Genomic DNA, 17,958 nt, shown 5'->3' with positions numbered 1-17,958 from the left:
TAATGGCCGCCAAATCCCGCCCGAGATCCGACGCGCCCGACGTGGGCGATCGCGTTATCCGGATCAGGGAGGGTGTGACCGCGGCAATCCTCGAGCACCGTCTGTTGCCGGGCACCAAGCTCGGCGAGGACGAGATCGGCGAGATCTATGGCGCAAGCCGAACGCTGGTTCGCACCGCGCTCCAGCAGCTCGCGCACGAGGGCATCGTCAACATCGAGAAGAACCGCGGCGCCTTCGTCGCGCGCCCGACGCCGGCTGACGCGCGCGAGGTGTTCGAGGCGCGCCGCCTGATCGAGCCGACCATCGTCGACCACGCCGTCGACGCGGTGTCGCCGACGTGGATCGATCGCCTGCAGCAACACCTGACCGAGGAGCGCGAGGCCGAGGCGCGCGGCGATGCGCGCGCCTCGGTCCGGCTGTCCGGCGATTTTCATCGGCTTATCGCCGAGATGAGCGGCCACAGCATATATCTCGGTTTCCTGAAGGAGCTGATCGCGCGCTCGTCGCTGATCATCCTGCTCTATCGCCGCCACGACACGCCGGCTTGCGGCACCGATCATCATGCCGGGATCGTCACCGCGATCCGCAAGGGCGACGGAGAGACCGCGCGCGCCCAGATGCTGTCGCATCTGAACGAGATCGAGGCCGAGCTGTTCCTGAAAGATCCCGCTGCTGACGAACTGCGGCTCGCGGACGTGCTGGGTGCATAAGCGAGCCGCGCCGGCCCGCTATGGCAGCGACGATCCGTCGTTCCGCCTGATGATCTTCAGCACAAGCAAAACAGCGCCCGCCACCAGGAAGAGAACGCCTACGAAAGTCGTTCCACTGGATTCAAAGGTCACGCCGACCGCGGTCAGCAGGCATCCGATGATGATTGCGATGAGTCCGCCGAGCTTCTTGACCAGCAGGATACGTCCGTCACTCGTTTGCGCCACCATGTTACGCCTCGTCGTTCAGGTCTCGCCCCTCGCTTTCAACCCTTGTGCCGCCCATCCCCACGAGATCATGGTGGCGATCGTACTCCCACATGGCGGCGTTGCAACATCTGCTCGATCACTCCTGTCGCGCGAATGCCGGTCATTTGAGTGAGTCGAGTTCGACGCCAGCGCGACAGTCGTGCTTACCTGTCGGAGAAGAACAAGCGCTCTCGCAGGAAATGGCTGAAGTGCGAAAAGTCCTGCGGTTGCAAATTGGCTGGCTGCGGGTTCTGCACGCAAAATGCTCGGAGCGTATCGAGCTCTGGAACGGAGCCGACGTTGAGTTCTTCAGCCCAAGTCATCTTCTGTTGAGATCCGTTCCGCGGAGTGGTGCGATGGCCTCGACCTGCAGTCGCACGGCACCGGCTGGCTCACTCTGGCGTGGCGGTCAAAGGCTGCAATCGCGTAGCGGCTCAAACAAGCTCGGAGTGGTTGGGGAGGCGCGCTCGCCGATCTCCTGGTGGTCGACGGCAATCCGCGCGACGCCATCAGGCTGGTCGAAGATCCCATCAAGGCTGGCAGAACCTACAGGAACAGTCTGGCACCGCTGACCCGACCGCCCCAAAATTGTTGCGGCCAGGCTTTGGGGGAAGCCTGGCCGCGCGCGATCCGGTCTGGGACGGGGAGGGGTGGGGATGTGACCGGTCGCGTAACTCGTTTCTCTCTCAACTACTGATCTCTTGCGCTGGCGGTGGAGACCGCCGGCCTGGTATCGCCGAGCGAGACCCAGACATTGGGATCGGCCTGCGACTGGCGCTTGACGAAGCGGTAGCCGGTCTCCGTCCAGGCGACGACGTTCTCGTTCTGATTGTCGAGAACGAACTCGCCCTTGTCGGTCTTCACCGTCAGCACCGCATGTCCTTCGCCCTTCCTGTCGCGCACGACGGTGATGAGCAGAGCCTCACGCGGCCAACCGGCATCCATCAGCATCTTGCGCTTCAACAACACGTAGTCTTCGCAGTCGCCGTAACCGTCAGTCGGCAGCGACCATTTCTCCACGACGCCCCAGTGGTCCTGGTCGGTCAAAGGCTTGATCGTCTCGTTGACCCAGCGATTGACCTTGGTCAGGTCGCGCCACGCGGTCTGCGACATCACGATGTCGCGCGGCTGCGTCGGCCCGCCCTGACATTCGGCGGCATTCTCGGCACAAAACTCGACCCAGCCGATCGGCGCACGCGTGGTGTCGCCGAGGCTGGCGTAGAGCAGACGGCCTTCGCCGGCCTGCGCTGTCGCGCTGATCCCGAACAGCATGGCAACAAGTGCCAGTGCCTTCCCCTGTCCCGTGAAGTCCAACATTGCGGCCCCCGTTTCTTGTTGGGACCACATCTCGCACGGAGCTTTTGAGTTGCCGCTAAGTCAGTCAAGTCAAGTCGAGACGAATACAAGTAAAAGTCGCGGCCAAATCGATCTATACTTGAAGTGAATTCGACTAAAATTTGAAACGACTGCAATTGATTCAAATTGTAGCAATTAACGCGCGCACGCTGGCGGAACTGGGGTTTCTGCCGGGAGCAGGTCGCACGTTAACCCGCGTGCGGTCGCGTCAAGATACGAAAAAAGCGGCTTCCGCATCGCGGAGGCCGCCTTTGAGGCTGGAAAAGCCGGGGTTTTGCTGTGCTTTCGCTTTACCGCGCGGTAACGCTCTCTTCGAGAGTCTCGATCGGCTGCGAATGCAGGAACTCGAGTGCGAAGCCGTCTTCGAGGTTTCGGACCACGCGCCCCTGGACCCGGCCGAGCAATACGGTCGATCTCAGCGGTGGGCGGTTCTCCGCGGCAATGGCTGCGCCCGACAGCGACAGGTCGATGATGCGGCAGGTCATCTTGGTACCGTCCTCGAGCGTCAGAACCGCGATCGGGTTGCGCGGCACGATGCGGTCGTGGCGGCGGTCTTCCGGCAGATTGAGGATGTCGCGGTTGGCAAGCCAGGTCAGCTGGGCCGCGAGCTTGTCGCGCTTGCGCGGCGTCGCGCCCACCGTCATGGCGAAGCCGTTGTCGATGATCCTTGTGATCTTGCCCTCGACCCGGCCGATATGGTCGAGATAGGCGACCACGCGATCGCCGACATTGCCGATGCCGGGCGCCAGCAGCGCGAGCCCGCCGGGCGACATGTTGATCACCTGACAGGGGAATTCCCGGCGATCCGGCAGCATGTAACGGCCGAGCAGGTGCACCTTCACCCGCTGGAAACGCCGACGTTCCTCTGCGGCTGGAAGAAATTTTTTGTTCGCCAACGCCATTTTCACAACCCGACCCCCCGCCTGGCGGAGTCCAACACCACCCTAAGCTGCATAGGGTTAATGCCGCGTTATGATCTGGCGCGGCGAATACCGAGCGACACGACGCGTTGAAAAAGCCACATCAGGGGCGGACGGTATCGGGCTGCGCCCTAGGCTTTCCTGGTCGCCCGCCCGTAAAGCAGACACAGCAGCCCCAGCAGCGCGGCGGCCGAGAGTCCCAGCGACCAGTGAATGCCGATCGCCGCGCCAAACACGCCGACGGTGATGCCGCTGAAGGCCCGCATGCCGAGCCCGGCCATATTGTAGAGCCCGACGACGCGGCCGCGGATGTCAGAAGGCGCATTCAGCTGCACCAGCGCCTGCGCCATGGTGTTGAAGGACAGCTCGAAGAAGCCGGCGCCGAACAGCAGCGCGATCGCGACCGGATAGATCCGCACCGCCGCGAACCCGAGCAGGGCCAGGCTCCAGAAGGTCGCGAGCAGGATCGCGGTACGCGGCGTGCCCTTGAGGCGTCCCCAGGATTCCAGCGCAATGCCGGCGAGCAGTGCCCCGGCGGCGTCGGCTGCCAGCAGCACGCTGTAGGACACGCCGGGATCGCCATGGCCGAGATCGCCGGCAAAGCCCGGCATCTGGGCGTGATAGGCGTTGCCGATCATGAAGGAGGTGAGCCCGGCAAGCCATGTCATCGCGGTCAGCACCGGCTGGGTGCCGATGGCGCGGATGGTCAGCAGGATGTCGGCAAGGCCGCGCACCGCGAACCGCCTGACAGCGAGGCTGCTGTCGCGCACCGGCGCCCAGAACAGCCACAGCAGCATCGGCAGATAGAACAGCGTGTTGAAGATGATGCCGTGCGAGGCGCCGAGCGTCAGCATGATGATTCCGCCGACCGCAGGTCCGACCAGGATGCCGAGATAGCGCGCCATCGCGTTCAGCCGGACCGCGCTCGGAAGGTCTGCGGGGCCGACGAGGTCGTAGAGCAGCAGCTGGTTCGGTGTTTGCCAAAGGACACCCGCGCAGCCATGGATCACCAGCAGCAGCATCGCGTGCCACATCTGGATGGTGTCGGTGATGAAGTAGAAGCCCCATCCACTTGATGCCACGATGAACAGCAGCATGCCGCACTGGATGATGCGGCGCGGATCGAACCGGTCGGCCAGCCCGCCGACCGCGACCGAGAGCAGCAGGAAGGGCAGCCAGTGCGACAGCACCGCAAAGCCGCCCAGCGTCGGCGAGTGGAATTTCTGGAACACCACCCAATAGCTGATCACATGCTCGACATTGTCGGCCATCATCGCCAGCACATAGGCGATGAACTGCAGCCGATAAGGCACGGACTTCATCGCCGCGAACGATCCGGACGCGGCCATGGGGTTTTGCGGAAGGGGGTTCAAGCGGGCACCAGGAAAGGACTCTTGGGGCCTTACACGTTCGGTGTGGGCGGCTCAAGACAATTGGGTGTGCTCGAACAGCAGCCATGCACTGCCGCAACACACTCAACCGTCATCCCGCGCAACCGCGAAGCGGTTGTCGCTGGAGGTGCGAGCGAAGCGAGCCTCGAAGGATGACCCGCAAGCGCCCGCAGCCTATCCTTCGAGGCTCTCCTTGCGATGCTGACGCATCGCAAGGAGAGCACCTCAGGATGACGATGGAGCTTGTGGCAGGCGCCGTAGCCCGGATGGAGCGTAGCGCAATCCGGCACAGCGGTCTCCGCCTCGTTCATGCAAGCCCGTCAACTCTCATCGCCGGAGGAAGGTACGTTGCCTCCGCAGGCGATCACCCATAAGCGATCGTGCTCTTTGCCCACGACACCTCCCAGCACCGCCCCCATCGCCAGAGCGCCGCTGGGCTCTGCACGGATGCCATACATCTCTCGCAGAAGTCCCCTTGCCGCCCTCACAAGACCATCGTCGACGGCAGACACATGGACGTTTGATCTTTCAAGCACGTCGAATGCGAGGGCACCGATCTGACGCGATTGCAGCGCATCGCAGATGGTCTCTCCGGAGGGACTGATCGTGATCGGCTCCCCGGCTTCGCGGGCCTTGGCATAGCGCCGGTGCGTTTGCGGTTCGACGACGTAGATGGCTGCGTCGATCGATCGGGATCGCAAGGCAAGGGTGACACCTGCCGCCAGTCCGCCACCGCCACAAGCCACGACGATAGCATCCCTGCCTGCGCCTTTCTCTCGGATGGCGGCCGCGATCTCCGAGCCCAAAGTGTAACTCCCCATGACCATCTCTGTGCTTTCGAAAGCATGCAAGTTGCTCCAGCCCCGATGCTGGGCTTCCAATCGAGCGCGTGCCACGAGATCCGAGCGGTCCGTGAACGCTATCTCGGCTCCTGTTTCTATCACCTGCGCTCTCTTGAAGTCCGGCACGTCGTGGGGGACGACCAGGCATACAGGTTTGTCGAGCGCTCGAGCGGCCAAGCCGACAGCAATCGGAAAGTTGCCGGCTCCCGCTGCCACCACACCATGCGCTGCATTTTTGGCTCCGAGAATCGCCCCCCGAAACTTGAACGATCCTCCGTGTTGAACGGTTTCATCCTTGACGTAGATCGTTCGCCCCATCCGGGCGTCCAACGCAGGAGAAGACCGCATCGGTGTCGCGACCACTCGGCGGGTGGCGAATTCGAGATCGTCTGTAGACAGGTCGAGCACGCGACTGACTCTCTTTCCGGAATTGTGGCTCATGAGCCCAGCCACTATGAGGCGCGCGGAGATTAGCGTCCAATCAGCTCTTGTGACGGCTCGACCAATCCTGTGAACGTCGCCTCCGTCAGCCGCCGCAGCCCGGGCCGCTCCGGCAGATTGTGCGGCGTCCTGACATTCCAGACGAGCCCGACGGCTTCAAGCGCCCGGATCAGCCACCAGCCGGGATCGACCTGTCCCGGCAACAGCCCCATCTTCGCCGAGCCCGGAGAGGCATGATGGTTGTTGTGCCAGTTCTCGCCCATGCTGATCAGCGCGGCGAGGCGGACATTGTAGCCCTGGGCGGCGACGCCATCGATGATCCAGATTTGCTCGCCTCTGGTGTGGGAGAAGTGGCCGACCAGCCAGTGTCCGGTGACGCAGACGCTGACGCGCACGCAGATGCCCCAGACCAGCCAGTCCATGCCGCCGATCGCGAAGAAGAGGAGAGCCCACGGCAATTGCTGCAACATCCATGTGCGTTCGACGAAGGCATAGAACCGGTCACCGGCGAGCCTCGGCTCGAGCCGGAAGTCCGGCGGATGGCGCAACACCAGGCGGCAATGCAATTGCCACCATGCATCGCGCCAGAAGCCGGCGTGATGGCGGGAATAGTCGTGGCACGCGCCCTGGCGCTGCGCCCAGTCGCGAAAGTCGTGCAGGCGGATCATGCCGAACGGGCCGGCCATGCCGACAAGCGTGCCGAGATAGACGAAGAGATGTTCGAGCCAGAGCGGACAGTCGAAGCTCGCATGGATCAGCTTCCGATGCATGCCGACGGAATGCCCGGCGCAGAGCGTGATGGCGCCGGCCGCGAGGAAGAGCGTAAATGCCGACCAGGAGAAGCAGACCGGCGCAAGCACGATGGCGGCCATGGTCATGCCCGCCAGCCACAGCGATTTCTCCGGTGCCCATTGCACATGTCCGTCCAGCGGATCGGTGTCAGGCGCGACAAAGATTCGTTCCGAGCCCGGTCGCGTCTCCATCTGATGATCCCGGCTGAGAGCGGCGCAGGACGCCGCGAAAACCCGAAGCAGGCTTTGCCCCGGTGCACGCAACCTGCGGACACAACCGCGGCGTGTCAACATCTGCGTTGCTGTTTCCAACGTCGCGCGGCTGTCATAGGCTGATCGCGAGCCCGCAACCAATTAACCACAACAAGCGGGCCGCGAGGAAACTGCCATGGACCAGATCCGCGTATGCACCCACGCCGGACCGGGCACCGAGCCCGTGATCAAGACGGTGCCGTGGCCGAAGGTCGGCCGCAAGGGTGCGCTGATCAAGATCGGTGCGTGCGGCGTCTGCGGCACCGATCTGCATATCCTGAAGGGGCATTGGCCGAAACCGCTGCCGTGGCCGTTCACGCTCGGCCACGAGCTCGGCGGTGTCATCGTCGAATGCGGCGACGAGTTCACCGAAGACTTCATGAGCAAGCCGCTCGAGGTCGGATCGAAGGTGATGATCCCGCCGCTGATGCCGTGCGGGCGCTGCCATTACTGCATCCACTATCCGCTGACCGCCAACAAATGCCTGACGCCGGTCTATTACGGCCGCTATCTCGGCTTCGACAAGCCGCCGCACATGTGGGGCGGCTGGGCCGAGTATGTCTATGTCGATCTCGACATGCTGCCGGGCACCAAGATCTACAAGCTGCCCGACGACATGTCGCTGCGGCTCGGCGCATTGTCCGAGCCGCTGACCTCCTGCATCCGTGCCTTCAATCGGGCGACCCGCGCCGGCGGCTTCAGCTGGGCCGACACGGTGGTGATCCAGGGCTCCGGCCCGATCGGCATTCTGGCGGTGGCGGCAGCAAAGGAGATGGGAGCAGGGCGCGTGATCTGCGTCGGTGCGCCGGAAGAGCCGCGGCTCGAGCTCGCCCGTGAGTTCGGCGCGGAAGCGACAGTGAACATCGAGGCGATCAAATCGCCCGAGGCGCGCATCGCCCGTGTCCGCGAGATCGTCGGCGGCTTCGGCGCCGACCTCGTCATGGATTGCTCGGGCCATCCGAGCGCCGGCCCCGAAGGCATCGAGATGCTGCGCGACGGCGGCACCTACGTCGAGATGGGCCAGTTCACCGATGCCGGCTCGATCGAGACCTCATGGCACCGCATCTGCACCAAGGACCTCAACGTGCTGGGCTCGTGGGGTTTCACAGGCAATGATCTCCCGCTCGGCGTCGACATGCTCTACCGCACCCGCGACAAATATCCCTGGCTGAAGATGCAGACGATCTATCCGTTCACGGAAGCGGGCGTCTCGCAAGCCGTGAAGGACGCGATGGCGATGAAGACGGTGAAATCGACCATCGTGCCGTGGCCCGATCTGGTGGAGTAGGACTGTAGCCCGGATGCAGCGTGATCTGGGCGGCCGGTCCCGCGAACCGGCGATTGGAATAAAAGGCCACGATGACAAACGGACAACCATCCGGACCCAAGCGTCGCTCTGTCTTCAGCGCCATCCGCGCCATCGACTACACCGTCATCTTCGTGCGCGATATGGCGGCGATGCGCCGCTTCTATGAAGACGTGCTCGCTCTGTCTGTGCGGCGCGAGCTGTCGCCGAACTGGATCGAGTACGGGCTCGGCAGCAACACGCTCGCGTTGGCGCGACCAAGCCGCACAGCGGCCGACGCGCCGATACCGGCGGGGAGTGCCTCACTGCAACTGGCCTTCAAGGTCTCTCCAGCCGAGGTCGATGCCTGCGCCGACGAGCTCGTGCGGCAGGGCGTGGCGCTGTTGTCGCCGCCGACGAACCAGTCGTTTGGGCATCGGACGCTGTTTTTTCCGGGACCCCGACGGCAATCTTCTGGAAATCTATGCCGAGATCTGATCCGGCCGCGCCGAACGCCCCAAAAGTTCCGTCGAAAATCCCCGAGTTATTCACGCCGGGGTGAAACTTAGGCCCGAGTTCCGGCTTTCAGTTCACGGGAGAGGTACCGTGAAGCAAGTCCTGAAACCGGTCACTTACATCCTGGCGGCCATCTACTTCCTGGTGGATGCGGTGTTCATGGCCGTGGCAATGCCAATCTCCCGCTGGATTGCCCGGCATTTCGAATTCAAGCGGCTGCGCGCCTGGATCAGATCGCTGCCGCCATATCCGTCGCTCGCGCTGTTTTCCGTGCCGGTGATCATTCTGGAGCCGATCAAGCCGCTGGCGGCCTATCTCGTCGCAACGGGTCAGTTCCTGAGCGGCGTGGCGGCGTTCGTCGGCTGCGAGCTGCTCAAGCTGGTGCTGGTCGAGCGCCTGTTCCATCTCACCCGCGACAAGCTGATGCGAATTCCGGCGTTCGCATGGTGCTACGGCAAGTTCACCGAGATGAAGGCGTGGCTGGAGGCAACGGAAGCCTGGCGCGCCATCCGCGCCCTAAGCCGCGCCGCGAAGGACTCTCTCGTGCGGGTCAGGGCGCGGTTGGCCGGCAGCTTCAGCAGGCTCGTGACGTCAAGGGATTAGGGCTGCGCCCTCCATGCGAGCTTGCGCGCTGCGGCCGTGGCCTTGTCGCCCGTATTCGGCGTGCCCGTCGGCTCGATCAGCATGAGGTGAACCTCCTCGCGCGCCACCGGGCGATGCTCGACACCCTTCGGCACCACATAGAGCTCGCCCGGCCCGAGCGTGACAGTGCGGTCGCGCAGCTCGATATCCAACTGGCCCTTGAGAACGAGAAAGAAATCGTCGGTATCGTCGTGCTTGTGCCAGGTGAATTCGCCCTTCACCTTCACCACCATCACGTCGCAACCGTTGAAGGTCGTGATCGTGCGCGGCGACCAATAATCAGTGAAGGTAGCTAACTTGTCGGCAAGCGATATGCTGTCGGCCATGTTTGATCCGTATCCGTTTCCGTGAGGCAGAACCTGCGATCGGATGATCGGTGTGGCAAGACACCTATCCGTCAACTGGTCGATCTTGCTCCGCCGACCTCCGAAGTGGCATCAAGCTCACTCGCCCTCACCACCGTCGCGCCCACCACCTTGGTGCCCTCAAGCTCGCGCACGATGCGCTCATCCGGTCCCACGATGCCGAGATCGAATTCGTGCTCCGGCGTGACAAGGATCGTGCGCTGGCCGATGATCACGACAACCGTCATGTCGTTGCGCCCGCCTTCCGCGGCCCAGGCGCGGATCTCGGCTTTGTAGGGCTCCCTACGCCATGCATTGGGAAAGCCGGGGTCGCAGCGGATTTCGACGCCGTCCTCGGACGTGGTCAGGACCAGCTTGGAGCGGCTCGGCTTCCAGCGTTCGTCGAGGAGGCCATTAGCGAGCCAGAGGCAGGCGAACGCCTCGCATTCGGCGGGCCGATCGCCATAGATCGCGCAGCCGCGGCCGGGCTTGCAATGTGTGCACCAGCTGCCCACCGGCTTGGCGAGCGCCTCGATGGCCATCACCTTGCAGCAAAGCGTGCAGTCGCCGCACCGACGTTCGCCTGATGAGGCCATACGTGCATTCCTGGTCCGTGTGATCGCGCCCAATTTAGGCGAAATGGCCGCCAAAATCCGCCGTTCCGCGGCCAAAGCACCCCAAAATGGCCGGCCGAGCATCCCGGGCCTGTTCACCCTGTCGCCAATGCCATGCATCAAAGGCATGGTGATTTCGCCGCTGCTGGCGTAAAGAGCGTCCAAATCAAGATCATCATGGGTGTGACCGGGTCTTCTGCCGCGAGGGCAGCGCCAGGCCCACGGCTTTCCGTTCCGCGCCCGGACCAACCAAGGTTTTCATCCCGTGTCCTTTCCGGCCCTGACCCCGCCGCTCGCCCGTGCCCTGGCTGAGCGCAATTACGATTCTCCGACCCCCGTTCAGCTCGCCGTGCTCGGCGAAGATACTGTCGAACGCGATCTTCTGGTGTCGGCGCAAACAGGCTCCGGCAAAACCGTCGCTTACGGTTTGGCCATGGCCAGGGACCTGCTCGGCGATGCCGAGACGTTCGAACGGGCCGCAGCACCTTTGGCCCTGATCGTCGCGCCGACCCGCGAGCTCGCCTTGCAGGTTCAGCGCGAGCTCACCTGGCTCTATGCTCATGCCAGCGCGCGCGTCGTCTCCTGCGTCGGCGGCATGGACCCGCGCCGGGAGCAGCGCGAGCTGGCCGCTGGCGCCCACATCGTCGTCGGCACGCCCGGCCGCCTGTGCGATCACCTTCGGCGCAACCGCCTCGACATCTCGCAATTGAAGGTCGTCGTGCTCGACGAGGCCGACGAGATGCTCAATCTCGGTTTTCGCGAGGACATGGAGTTCATCCTCGAGACCACGCCGGAGACGCGCCGCACGCTGCTGTTCTCCGCGACCTTTCCACGCGGCATCGTGGCGCTGGCAAAACAATATCAGCAGGATGCGTTTCGCATCGAGGTCGCGGGCGACGAGGGCGGTCACGCCGATATCGAGTATCGTGCCATCCGGGTTGCTCCCGGTGATGTCGAGCATGCGGTCGTCAACGTGCTGCGCTTCTACGAGTCCCCGAGCGCGCTGGTGTTCTGCAACACGCGCGATGCCGTCAGGCACTTGCAGGCCGCGCTGCTGGAGCGTGGTTTCTCCGTGGTCGCATTGTCCGGCGAGCTGACCCAGAACGAGCGGACCCTGGCGCTCCAGTCGCTCCGGGACGGGCGCGCCCGCATTTGCGTCGCGACCGACGTTGCCGCCCGCGGCATCGACCTGCCGAGCCTCGACCTCGTCATTCACGCGGACCTGCCGAATGACCCCGAGGTGATGCAGCATCGCTCGGGCCGCACCGGGCGCGCGGGCCGGAAGGGTGTCAGCGTCCTGCTGGTGCCGCCGGTACGGCGGCGGCGTGCGGAGGTGCTGCTGAGCCTGTCCGGCATCGAGGCGAACTGGGGCATGGCGCCGCAGGCGGACGAGATCCGCAAGCTCGATCATCAGCGCATGAAGGACGTGCTGTTCACCGAGGAGACGACATCAGACGATCTGGAGCTGGCGAAGGCCTTGCTGGCCGAGCGGTCGGCCGAGGATATTGCAGCTGCGCTGGCGCGGCTTTATCGCGCGCGGCTGCCGTCGCCTGAAGACATCATCGATCCCGGCGAGCGCAGCAGCCGGCCACGTGACGATCGCACGCCGCGCGACGATCGCAAGCCGCGCGACGATCGCAAGCCGCGCGGTGATGACCGGTCTGAGCGGCGGCTTCCCGCCAAATCAGGGAAAAAGCACGTCATGGCGGAGCCCACCGTCTGGTTCCGGGCCGCCATCGGACGTCGCAAGAATGCGGAAGCCCGCTGGCTGTTGCCGATGATCTGCCGCCGCGGCGGCATCGACAAGCGCGACATCGGGGCGATCAAGATTTCGGACACCACCACCGAGTTCGAGATCTCCGAGAGGGTCGCGGAGTCCTTTGCCCTCAAGGTCAAGCGTCCGGACAAGGAAGACAGCATCCGCATCGAGGCGATGACGGGCGCGCCGCTTGAGCAGATGTCGCCGGAGAAGCGCTCTCGTGCGCCACGGCGCGATGAAGGTGACGACGATCGCGTCGTTCGCCGCAGCGACGATCCCTGGAATGCGAACGAGCGAAAGCAGCACGACAGGCCGCGCGGAAAGCCTGAGGCGAGGGACCAGGGCAAGCCGCACGCCAAGTCTGACGTCAAGCCCTACGACGGCGGCAAATTCGGCAAGCCGGCCTTCGGGAAGAAGAACAAGAAGTTCGGCAACAAATCCGGCGACGCCAAACATGCGCCGTCGGTCACTGAATGGCCCGGCGCCTCCGGGAAGAAGGGCAAGAAGAAGCACCGCGGCTGAACAGCGGCGGCTGGCGGCACGCACTTTGGGCCCGTCGATCGGGTTTCCATTCGACGTTGAAGCCGGTAGCCTGCACACCTCACAAGGTTTGCAGGTGTCATGCATACGTCATCCGATCGTCCCGATGTTTCGCTCGCGTCCCTGATCCCCGACATCGACCGGCTCGCCGCGGAAGCGATGGCGGTCTGGAAAGTGCCGGGCGCCGCACTCGCCATCGTGCAGGACGGCGAGGTCGTGCTCACACGCGGCTATGGCCAGCGCGACATCGAAGCGGATCTGCCGGTCACGCCGCAGACGCATTTCGTGATCTGCTCGATCACGAAATCATTCACCGCGACCGCGATCGCGCTGCTCCATAACGAGGGCGTGCTGGACTGGACCAAACCGGTCCGCGACTACTTGCCGGAGTTTCGCCTTTCCGATCCGGTGGCGGCCGAACGCGTCACCATTCGCGACCTGTTGAGCCATCAGTCGGGGCTGCCGCGGCACGATTGGCTTCACTTGCCGGGAGATCTCTCGCCGGCCGAGATGCTGCCGCTGATGCGCCATCTTGAACTCAGCCGCGATATTCGTGCGGCCTGGCAATACAACAATCTCTGCTACAACGCCGTTGGGCTCCTGATCGAGCGATTGAGCGGGCAGAGCTTTGACGCCTTCGTCCGCGGGCGGCTGACCAGCAGGCTCGGCATGAACGTCAGCTTCGCGCTGGACGAGCTCGAAGCGGGATCCGAGCCGGCGAAGCCCTACATGATCAACGTCGACACGCGATTGCCGGCGCTGCGGTTGCCGATCCGCACCACAGCGGCCGGCGCCATCAACACCTCGGTCGCTGATCTCGCCAACTGGATGCGGCTGCATCTCGGCAAGGGCGAATTTGCCGGCGAGCGCTTGCTGCCTGCGGCACTGGTCGAGCAGCTGCATGCGCCGCTGGCCCACATTCGCAAGTCGGAATTTTCCGAGTTCGGCGATGCGCATTATGGATTGGGTTTTCAGTCGAACACCTATCGCGGGGATCGCCACATCTCGCACGGTGGCGGATGGACCGGGTGGGGTTCGTTCATGACGCTGGTGCCCGATGCCGGCATCGGCGTCGCCGTGCTGACCAACCGCAGCCCGAGCGAAATCCCGCCGATCCTCACATGGTACATCATCGATCGGCTGCGCGGACGCGAGCCGGTCGACTGGCTCGCGCGCTTTCGCAAGATGCGCGACGACTTCATTGCCCACATCCCGGCCGACAAGGAGGCGCGCGAGAAATCGCGTCACAAGGACACCAGGCCGGCGCACGCCTTGTCGGCCTACGCCGGAGACTACGTCCATCCCGCCTACGGCGTGATATCGATCCGCGAGCAGGACGGCGTGCTGCACTGGTCGTGGCGCGGAATGGGGGCGCCGCTGTCGCACCGGCATTTCGAGACCTTCGTGACGCCGGAGATCATCGACAAGCTGCACCCGGACAATCTTCCGATCACGTTCCAGACCGACCGCGAAGGCAAGATCGTGCACCTTTCGGTTCCGCTGGAGCCGATGGTGAAGGACATCGTCTTCGAGCGTCGCGCCGCCGGCGACTGCCTCGATCCCGCATTCCGCGCCCGCTGTGTCGGGCACTTCAGGAGCGGCTCGATCAGCCATCGGATAACGCTGGACGATGAGGGGCGGCTGATCCTGAAGCCGGACTATCAGCCGGCCTATCGCCTGGAGCCTCAGCAGGGTCGTCGGTTTCGCATCATCGAGCTGGAAGGATTTGCCGTCGAGTTTCGCGGGGAGGGCGCGATTGTCGGCCAGATCATCTTCCATCAGCCGAACGGCACGTTCATCGCCGACCGCGTGGCGGAATAGCGCGCAGCATGTAGGTCGCGCCCGCGCCATATGACGAGAGCTTGTCGCGAAGCGCCGCATCCGCTGCGGCGGGCCGGAAGCCGAAACGCTGCCACATGCCGCGCGTGCCGTAGACCGAGACCAGCGCAATGGTCGTGATCTCTGACGCACGTGCGACCCCCTCGATCTCTGCAACATACGCGCGCGCCACGCCACCGCGGAAGCCGGGCAGCACGGCGATGTCGTGCAAATAGAGACAGTCCGCCGCCTCCGGCAATCGGATGAGGAAGCCGTCGAGCGGCGGAACGTGTCGCTGCATCCAGGGATGTGCAAGGCCGTAGCCTGCGATCTCGTCGCCAGCGGCGAGCACGCGACAACCGTCCGGACAAAGCCGCATCTTCTCCGAGAGCACTTCGGGACGCTCGGGGAGTTCAGGGTGAATCCGCGCTGCGATCGCGCTGATCGCGAGGAGGTCTCCGGCACGCGCGTGGCGCCAATGCGGCTCGGTCATCTCGGCTGCTCCGTATCATCAAGTGCATTTTATTCCGTCGCAATGCGGCGCCCCGCGATAATGCGCGCGCCGGGCATCGCCGCTGCAGGCGTCGCCCGGCGCGCGAACGCCGGTGCTGATCTCAAGTTGGCGCATACGATGGCAGCAACTTTAAAGAGGCGGAATGCGGTCATGCGCCGCCTCGTCGCATGATTCGAATAAAATCAAGCACAGAGTCTGAAAGCGAACCGAAGCGTCCACAGTCTTTGGCCATAGTTGGCTCAGGCAGGGATCGAGACCGGTGCATCCGCAGCGGCATCCCACAACGTGAAAGTAGGAGCACTGGCGTCCCGGTGCGGCAAGCATCCGGACGCCTCGGGGAGTCTTCAATCCATTATCTAGTTTCGCTTGAAAGGATGAAAGCCCGTGAGTGATGCCAATGTGAAAGCCGAAACGAACTCGGCTCCGCTGAATGGAATGCCCAACGGAAGCGCAAAGCTTCAATTCGACGTACCCTTTTTCAACATCCAGACGATCTTCGGCAATCTCACCGAGCCGGCCGCTGCGCGGGCCAAGGCAAATTTCGAGCAGATGAAGGCAACTTCCGAGGAAATCACCGGCGCTCTCTACGAAGCGTGTTCGACCAATGCCAAGAATGCCGCCGAATACGGCACCAAGGTCATCGCAATATCCAACGCCAGGACCACCTCCGCGCTGGATCTCCTCTCACAGCTCGCTGATGCGAGATCATTTGCGGATCTCGTGAACCTTTCCACCGCCCATGGTCGCAAGACCTTTGAAGCGGCTTCCGCCCAGAACCGGGAGCTTTGGGACCTGGCCCAAAAGGCCGCGATCGAGACGACCGAGCCGATCAAGAAGAGCTTCGACCGGGTTCTGCACAGAACTGCTTGAAAGCTATCGGCCGCGTGAAGCGGCTGGACGAGCGTCTCCGCCAGAAGAGACGCCGTCCAGCCGATGGCGGCCACCCTCGCCGTGAGGTGATGTAAATCTGGAGGAACCAAGATGGGTATGGTGATGATCAAGTGCCCGGAAACGGGAAGGGTCATTTCGACGGGTATCGAGATGGATCGCGAACGATTTAGGTGCAGCGCAGTGTTTTTTTCGCGGACATATTGCCGGATGTGCGCGGCAACGCACGAGTGGTTCGCCAAGGAGGCTTGGGTCTACGACTCGGCCTTGGTGAACGGGAAGTCCGGGGGCATGGAATCGTTCGGCGGCGGCGCGGCGTGAAGGAGCTTCAAGGCATCCTGCGAAACGATCCGATCTATCCTGCGGTGCATCACCTTGTAGCACTCGCATGCAACGGCCTCGAGTCGCTGCCTGTCGATCTCGAGGTGACCGCGCCGACTGGATTTCAGGGCCCTTGACGTTCGAAGTGCGCCTACGACGTGCGTGACCGTCGTGCGGCGGACGCCGAGCAATTCCGATAACGTCTCTTGCGTCAAGGGCAGAACGTCGCCGCCATCCGTCCGATCGTGAATGTGAAGCAGCCAGCGGGCCAGGCGGGCTTCGACGGAGTGCAACGCATTGCAGGCCGCGACGTGCTGGACTTGTGTCATCATCGCCCTGGCGAGAAGCTGAACCAAACTTCTGATAGCGGGACTGCGCTGGAGCGCCGCCTGAAATCTCGCGGGCGGAATTAGCAACGCGGTGCCGGCGACGCGGACAACCGCGGTCATGGGTGAGCGGAGCGGGCCGAGCGCCGTCAAGAGTCCGATGGCGCCGTCGTTGCCGATCACGGAGGTTGCGGCCGTCTGTCCGTTCGGCAGATCCATGATGAGCGCGACCGCGCCGCTGCAGGGAAAGTAGAGTTGATCGATCCGATCGCCCGATCGAACCAGGACTGCGTCGTGCGGGAGCGGTACCGTCCGCAAATGCGGTGCAAGCAAAGCGAAGTCGGCCGGCGGTAACGCAGCTAACAGGCGATTACCAACTCTGGTCGCGTGCTCCATCACGGGTAACCATCCCTCGACGGAAGCGGCCGGGAAACGGCATCGTCTCCAGCCGAGCCGCGTTGCCGTGCAGATACGCGCGCGGCAAACTGGCAAACGTGTTGTAGCAGGTAAGGTTCCGTTAACGGATCGCAAGCCCCAGCCCGGCGTGTCTGATCGCCATCCGATTCAGAAGGCGATGGTCGAGGCCGTTTTCACACCTTGCGCGGACGGCTGCTCTACCTGAGCCCCTCATACACCATCAGCCCGCGTGCGATTTGCAGCTTGCGGATCGCGCGCGGCAGCAATTTCTCGGGCTGGTGCAGATAGCGCCAGGACGTCACGGTGAAGGGCCCGAGCGCGCCGCATTCGTCGTCGAACGGCGCGAGCACGCCTGTTACGCTCACCGGCGTGTGCGGGCGGGCATTGAAGGGCAGCAGCAGCAGCTCGAGATGGGCCTTGCTGCCGTCCTCGCGCTCCGCGACGAGGCCGGCGATGGCCCCCAACGTCTCGTCGGCGACGATGGTGGTGATCTCCTCGATCTCGCGACGGCTTGCTTCCGCGAACAGCGCGGCAAAACCTTGGTCCTTGAGATCGCTGCCGGCAAGCGCGCAGACGCGGGTGCCGGCGACGCGGAACGGAAAGCCTGTTTTCGGCTCGCAGGACAGGACGAAGATATCGCCCAGCAGTTCGCGCACGGCGGCCGGGTCGATATCGGCCCGGTCAGGGGCCCGAGCGCTGCCGCGCTTCTTGTCCCAATACGCAAAGAACGCGCGGCTCGACGGATGTTTCATTGTTGACGCTCACCCCTCGGCGCAACCTCGTGGGACAAACCTGTCCCGCATCAGTGCACCTGAGATCCCTTTGATGTTGTGCAGGAGGGGAATTGCAGCGTCCATGCCGCGAGCGCGTTTTCGGTGCCCCGTGCGCTATCTTTGCGTCGTTAACGTTAAATTAACTATGCACTTTGCATCGGCTGCGCGCCTGCTATGGTGATCGCGGTCGCAAGCCTCGCGGTTTTTCCAGGTTCTCGGCGAGGCCTGTACACGGGCGTCAAACAGTTTGGT

Annotated in this window: 19 protein-coding genes and 1 pseudogene; 8 read left to right on the top strand and 12 right to left on the bottom strand. The window is 63.7% G+C overall.

The window, feature by feature from the left end; all coding sequences use genetic code 11:
- Window positions 1-2: 2 nt before the first annotated feature.
- Window positions 3-710 (top strand): GntR family transcriptional regulator, encoded by a 708-nt coding sequence (locus tag ACVIIW_RS31650; protein ID WP_456704288.1) that lies wholly within the window; start codon window positions 3-5, stop codon window positions 708-710.
- Window positions 711-728: 18 nt separating this feature from the next.
- Here the strand turns inward: ACVIIW_RS31650 and ACVIIW_RS31645 are convergent, their stop codons facing one another.
- From ACVIIW_RS31645 to ACVIIW_RS31620, 6 genes are all read right to left on the bottom strand, one after another.
- Entirely contained in the window at window positions 729-938 is a 210-nt protein-coding gene (locus ACVIIW_RS31645; RefSeq protein ID WP_456704287.1) for a hypothetical protein, read from the bottom strand.
- Between the two features lie 708 nt (window positions 939-1,646).
- Window positions 1,647-2,273 (bottom strand): transglutaminase-like cysteine peptidase, encoded by a 627-nt coding sequence (locus ACVIIW_RS31640; RefSeq protein ID WP_456704286.1) that lies wholly within the window; start codon window positions 2,271-2,273, stop codon window positions 1,647-1,649.
- 329 nt (window positions 2,274-2,602) lie between these two features.
- Window positions 2,603-3,214 (bottom strand): PilZ domain-containing protein, encoded by a 612-nt coding sequence (locus ACVIIW_RS31635; RefSeq protein ID WP_456704285.1) that lies wholly within the window; start codon window positions 3,212-3,214, stop codon window positions 2,603-2,605.
- A gap of 149 nt (window positions 3,215-3,363) precedes the next feature.
- Window positions 3,364-4,581, bottom strand: a complete 1,218-nt coding sequence (locus ACVIIW_RS31630) for an MFS transporter (protein ID WP_456704284.1) — start codon at window positions 4,579-4,581, stop codon at window positions 3,364-3,366.
- 362 nt (window positions 4,582-4,943) lie between these two features.
- Window positions 4,944-5,906: a pyridoxal-phosphate dependent enzyme gene (locus ACVIIW_RS31625; protein WP_456704283.1), complete on the bottom strand. Its 963-nt coding sequence runs from the start codon at window positions 5,904-5,906 to the stop codon at window positions 4,944-4,946.
- Window positions 5,907-5,935: 29 nt separating this feature from the next.
- Window positions 5,936-6,889, bottom strand: a complete 954-nt coding sequence (locus ACVIIW_RS31620; RefSeq protein WP_456704282.1) for an acyl-CoA desaturase — start codon at window positions 6,887-6,889, stop codon at window positions 5,936-5,938.
- A gap of 196 nt (window positions 6,890-7,085) precedes the next feature.
- On the opposite strand from ACVIIW_RS31620, the gene ACVIIW_RS31615 reads away from it, so the two are divergent.
- The 3 genes and pseudogenes from ACVIIW_RS31615 (at window position 7,086) to ACVIIW_RS31605 (ending at window position 9,353) form a co-directional block, all read left to right on the top strand.
- A complete protein-coding gene (locus tag ACVIIW_RS31615) occupies window positions 7,086-8,237 on the top strand; it encodes a zinc-binding dehydrogenase (protein ID WP_456704281.1) in 1,152 nt (383 codons plus the stop codon).
- 71 nt (window positions 8,238-8,308) lie between these two features.
- A pseudogene (locus ACVIIW_RS31610) lies at window positions 8,309-8,732 on the top strand (VOC family protein).
- A gap of 108 nt (window positions 8,733-8,840) precedes the next feature.
- On the top strand, window positions 8,841-9,353 hold the full coding sequence (locus ACVIIW_RS31605) for a hypothetical protein (RefSeq protein ID WP_456704280.1): 513 nt from the start codon (window positions 8,841-8,843) through the stop codon (window positions 9,351-9,353).
- Here ACVIIW_RS31605 and ACVIIW_RS31600 read toward each other — a convergent pair.
- Window positions 9,350-9,718 (bottom strand): cupin domain-containing protein, encoded by a 369-nt coding sequence (locus ACVIIW_RS31600; RefSeq protein WP_456704279.1) that lies wholly within the window; start codon window positions 9,716-9,718, stop codon window positions 9,350-9,352. The two genes, ACVIIW_RS31605 and ACVIIW_RS31600, sit on opposite strands and share 4 nt — an antisense overlap.
- 71 nt (window positions 9,719-9,789) lie before the next feature.
- Window positions 9,790-10,278, bottom strand: a complete 489-nt coding sequence (locus tag ACVIIW_RS31595) for a hypothetical protein (RefSeq protein ID WP_456704278.1) — start codon at window positions 10,276-10,278, stop codon at window positions 9,790-9,792.
- On the opposite strand from ACVIIW_RS31595, the gene ACVIIW_RS31590 reads away from it, so the two are divergent.
- From ACVIIW_RS31590 to ACVIIW_RS31580, 3 genes are all read left to right on the top strand, one after another.
- On the top strand, window positions 10,271-10,504 hold the full coding sequence (locus ACVIIW_RS31590) for a hypothetical protein (protein WP_456704277.1): 234 nt from the start codon (window positions 10,271-10,273) through the stop codon (window positions 10,502-10,504). The genes ACVIIW_RS31595 and ACVIIW_RS31590 overlap by 8 nt on opposite strands.
- 111 nt (window positions 10,505-10,615) lie before the next feature.
- Complete coding sequence (locus tag ACVIIW_RS31585) at window positions 10,616-12,631, top strand: DEAD/DEAH box helicase (RefSeq protein ID WP_456704276.1); 2,016 nt, start codon at window positions 10,616-10,618, stop codon at window positions 12,629-12,631.
- Window positions 12,632-12,730: 99 nt separating this feature from the next.
- Window positions 12,731-14,470: a serine hydrolase gene (locus ACVIIW_RS31580; protein ID WP_456704275.1), complete on the top strand. Its 1,740-nt coding sequence runs from the start codon at window positions 12,731-12,733 to the stop codon at window positions 14,468-14,470.
- On the opposite strand, the gene ACVIIW_RS31575 is transcribed toward ACVIIW_RS31580, so the two are convergent.
- Both ACVIIW_RS31575 and ACVIIW_RS31570 read right to left on the bottom strand, forming a co-directional pair.
- Window positions 14,445-14,960: a GNAT family N-acetyltransferase gene (locus ACVIIW_RS31575; protein ID WP_456704274.1), complete on the bottom strand. Its 516-nt coding sequence runs from the start codon at window positions 14,958-14,960 to the stop codon at window positions 14,445-14,447. The genes ACVIIW_RS31580 and ACVIIW_RS31575 overlap by 26 nt on opposite strands.
- 29 nt (window positions 14,961-14,989) lie before the next feature.
- Window positions 14,990-15,133, bottom strand: a complete 144-nt coding sequence (locus ACVIIW_RS31570) for a hypothetical protein (protein ID WP_456704273.1) — start codon at window positions 15,131-15,133, stop codon at window positions 14,990-14,992.
- A gap of 232 nt (window positions 15,134-15,365) precedes the next feature.
- On the opposite strand from ACVIIW_RS31570, the gene ACVIIW_RS31565 reads away from it, so the two are divergent.
- Window positions 15,366-15,851 carry a phasin gene (locus ACVIIW_RS31565; RefSeq protein WP_456704272.1) on the top strand — a complete coding sequence of 162 codons (486 nt, stop codon included), beginning with the start codon at window positions 15,366-15,368 and terminating at the stop codon, window positions 15,849-15,851.
- Window positions 15,852-16,123: 272 nt separating this feature from the next.
- Here ACVIIW_RS31565 and ACVIIW_RS31560 read toward each other — a convergent pair whose 3' ends face one another.
- Window positions 16,124-16,912 (bottom strand): Crp/Fnr family transcriptional regulator, encoded by a 789-nt coding sequence (locus ACVIIW_RS31560; protein WP_456705319.1) that lies wholly within the window; start codon window positions 16,910-16,912, stop codon window positions 16,124-16,126.
- A 218-nt stretch (window positions 16,913-17,130) separates the two neighbouring features.
- Entirely contained in the window at window positions 17,131-17,685 is a 555-nt protein-coding gene (locus tag ACVIIW_RS31555; RefSeq protein ID WP_456704271.1) for a PAS domain-containing protein, read from the bottom strand.
- Window positions 17,686-17,958: the final 273 nt, after the last annotated feature.

It is taken from the genome of Bradyrhizobium sp. USDA 4449 (assembly GCF_054056275.1).
The sequence above is the reverse complement of the archived record's forward strand: the minus strand, read 5'-3'. Positions and strand labels throughout refer to the sequence as shown.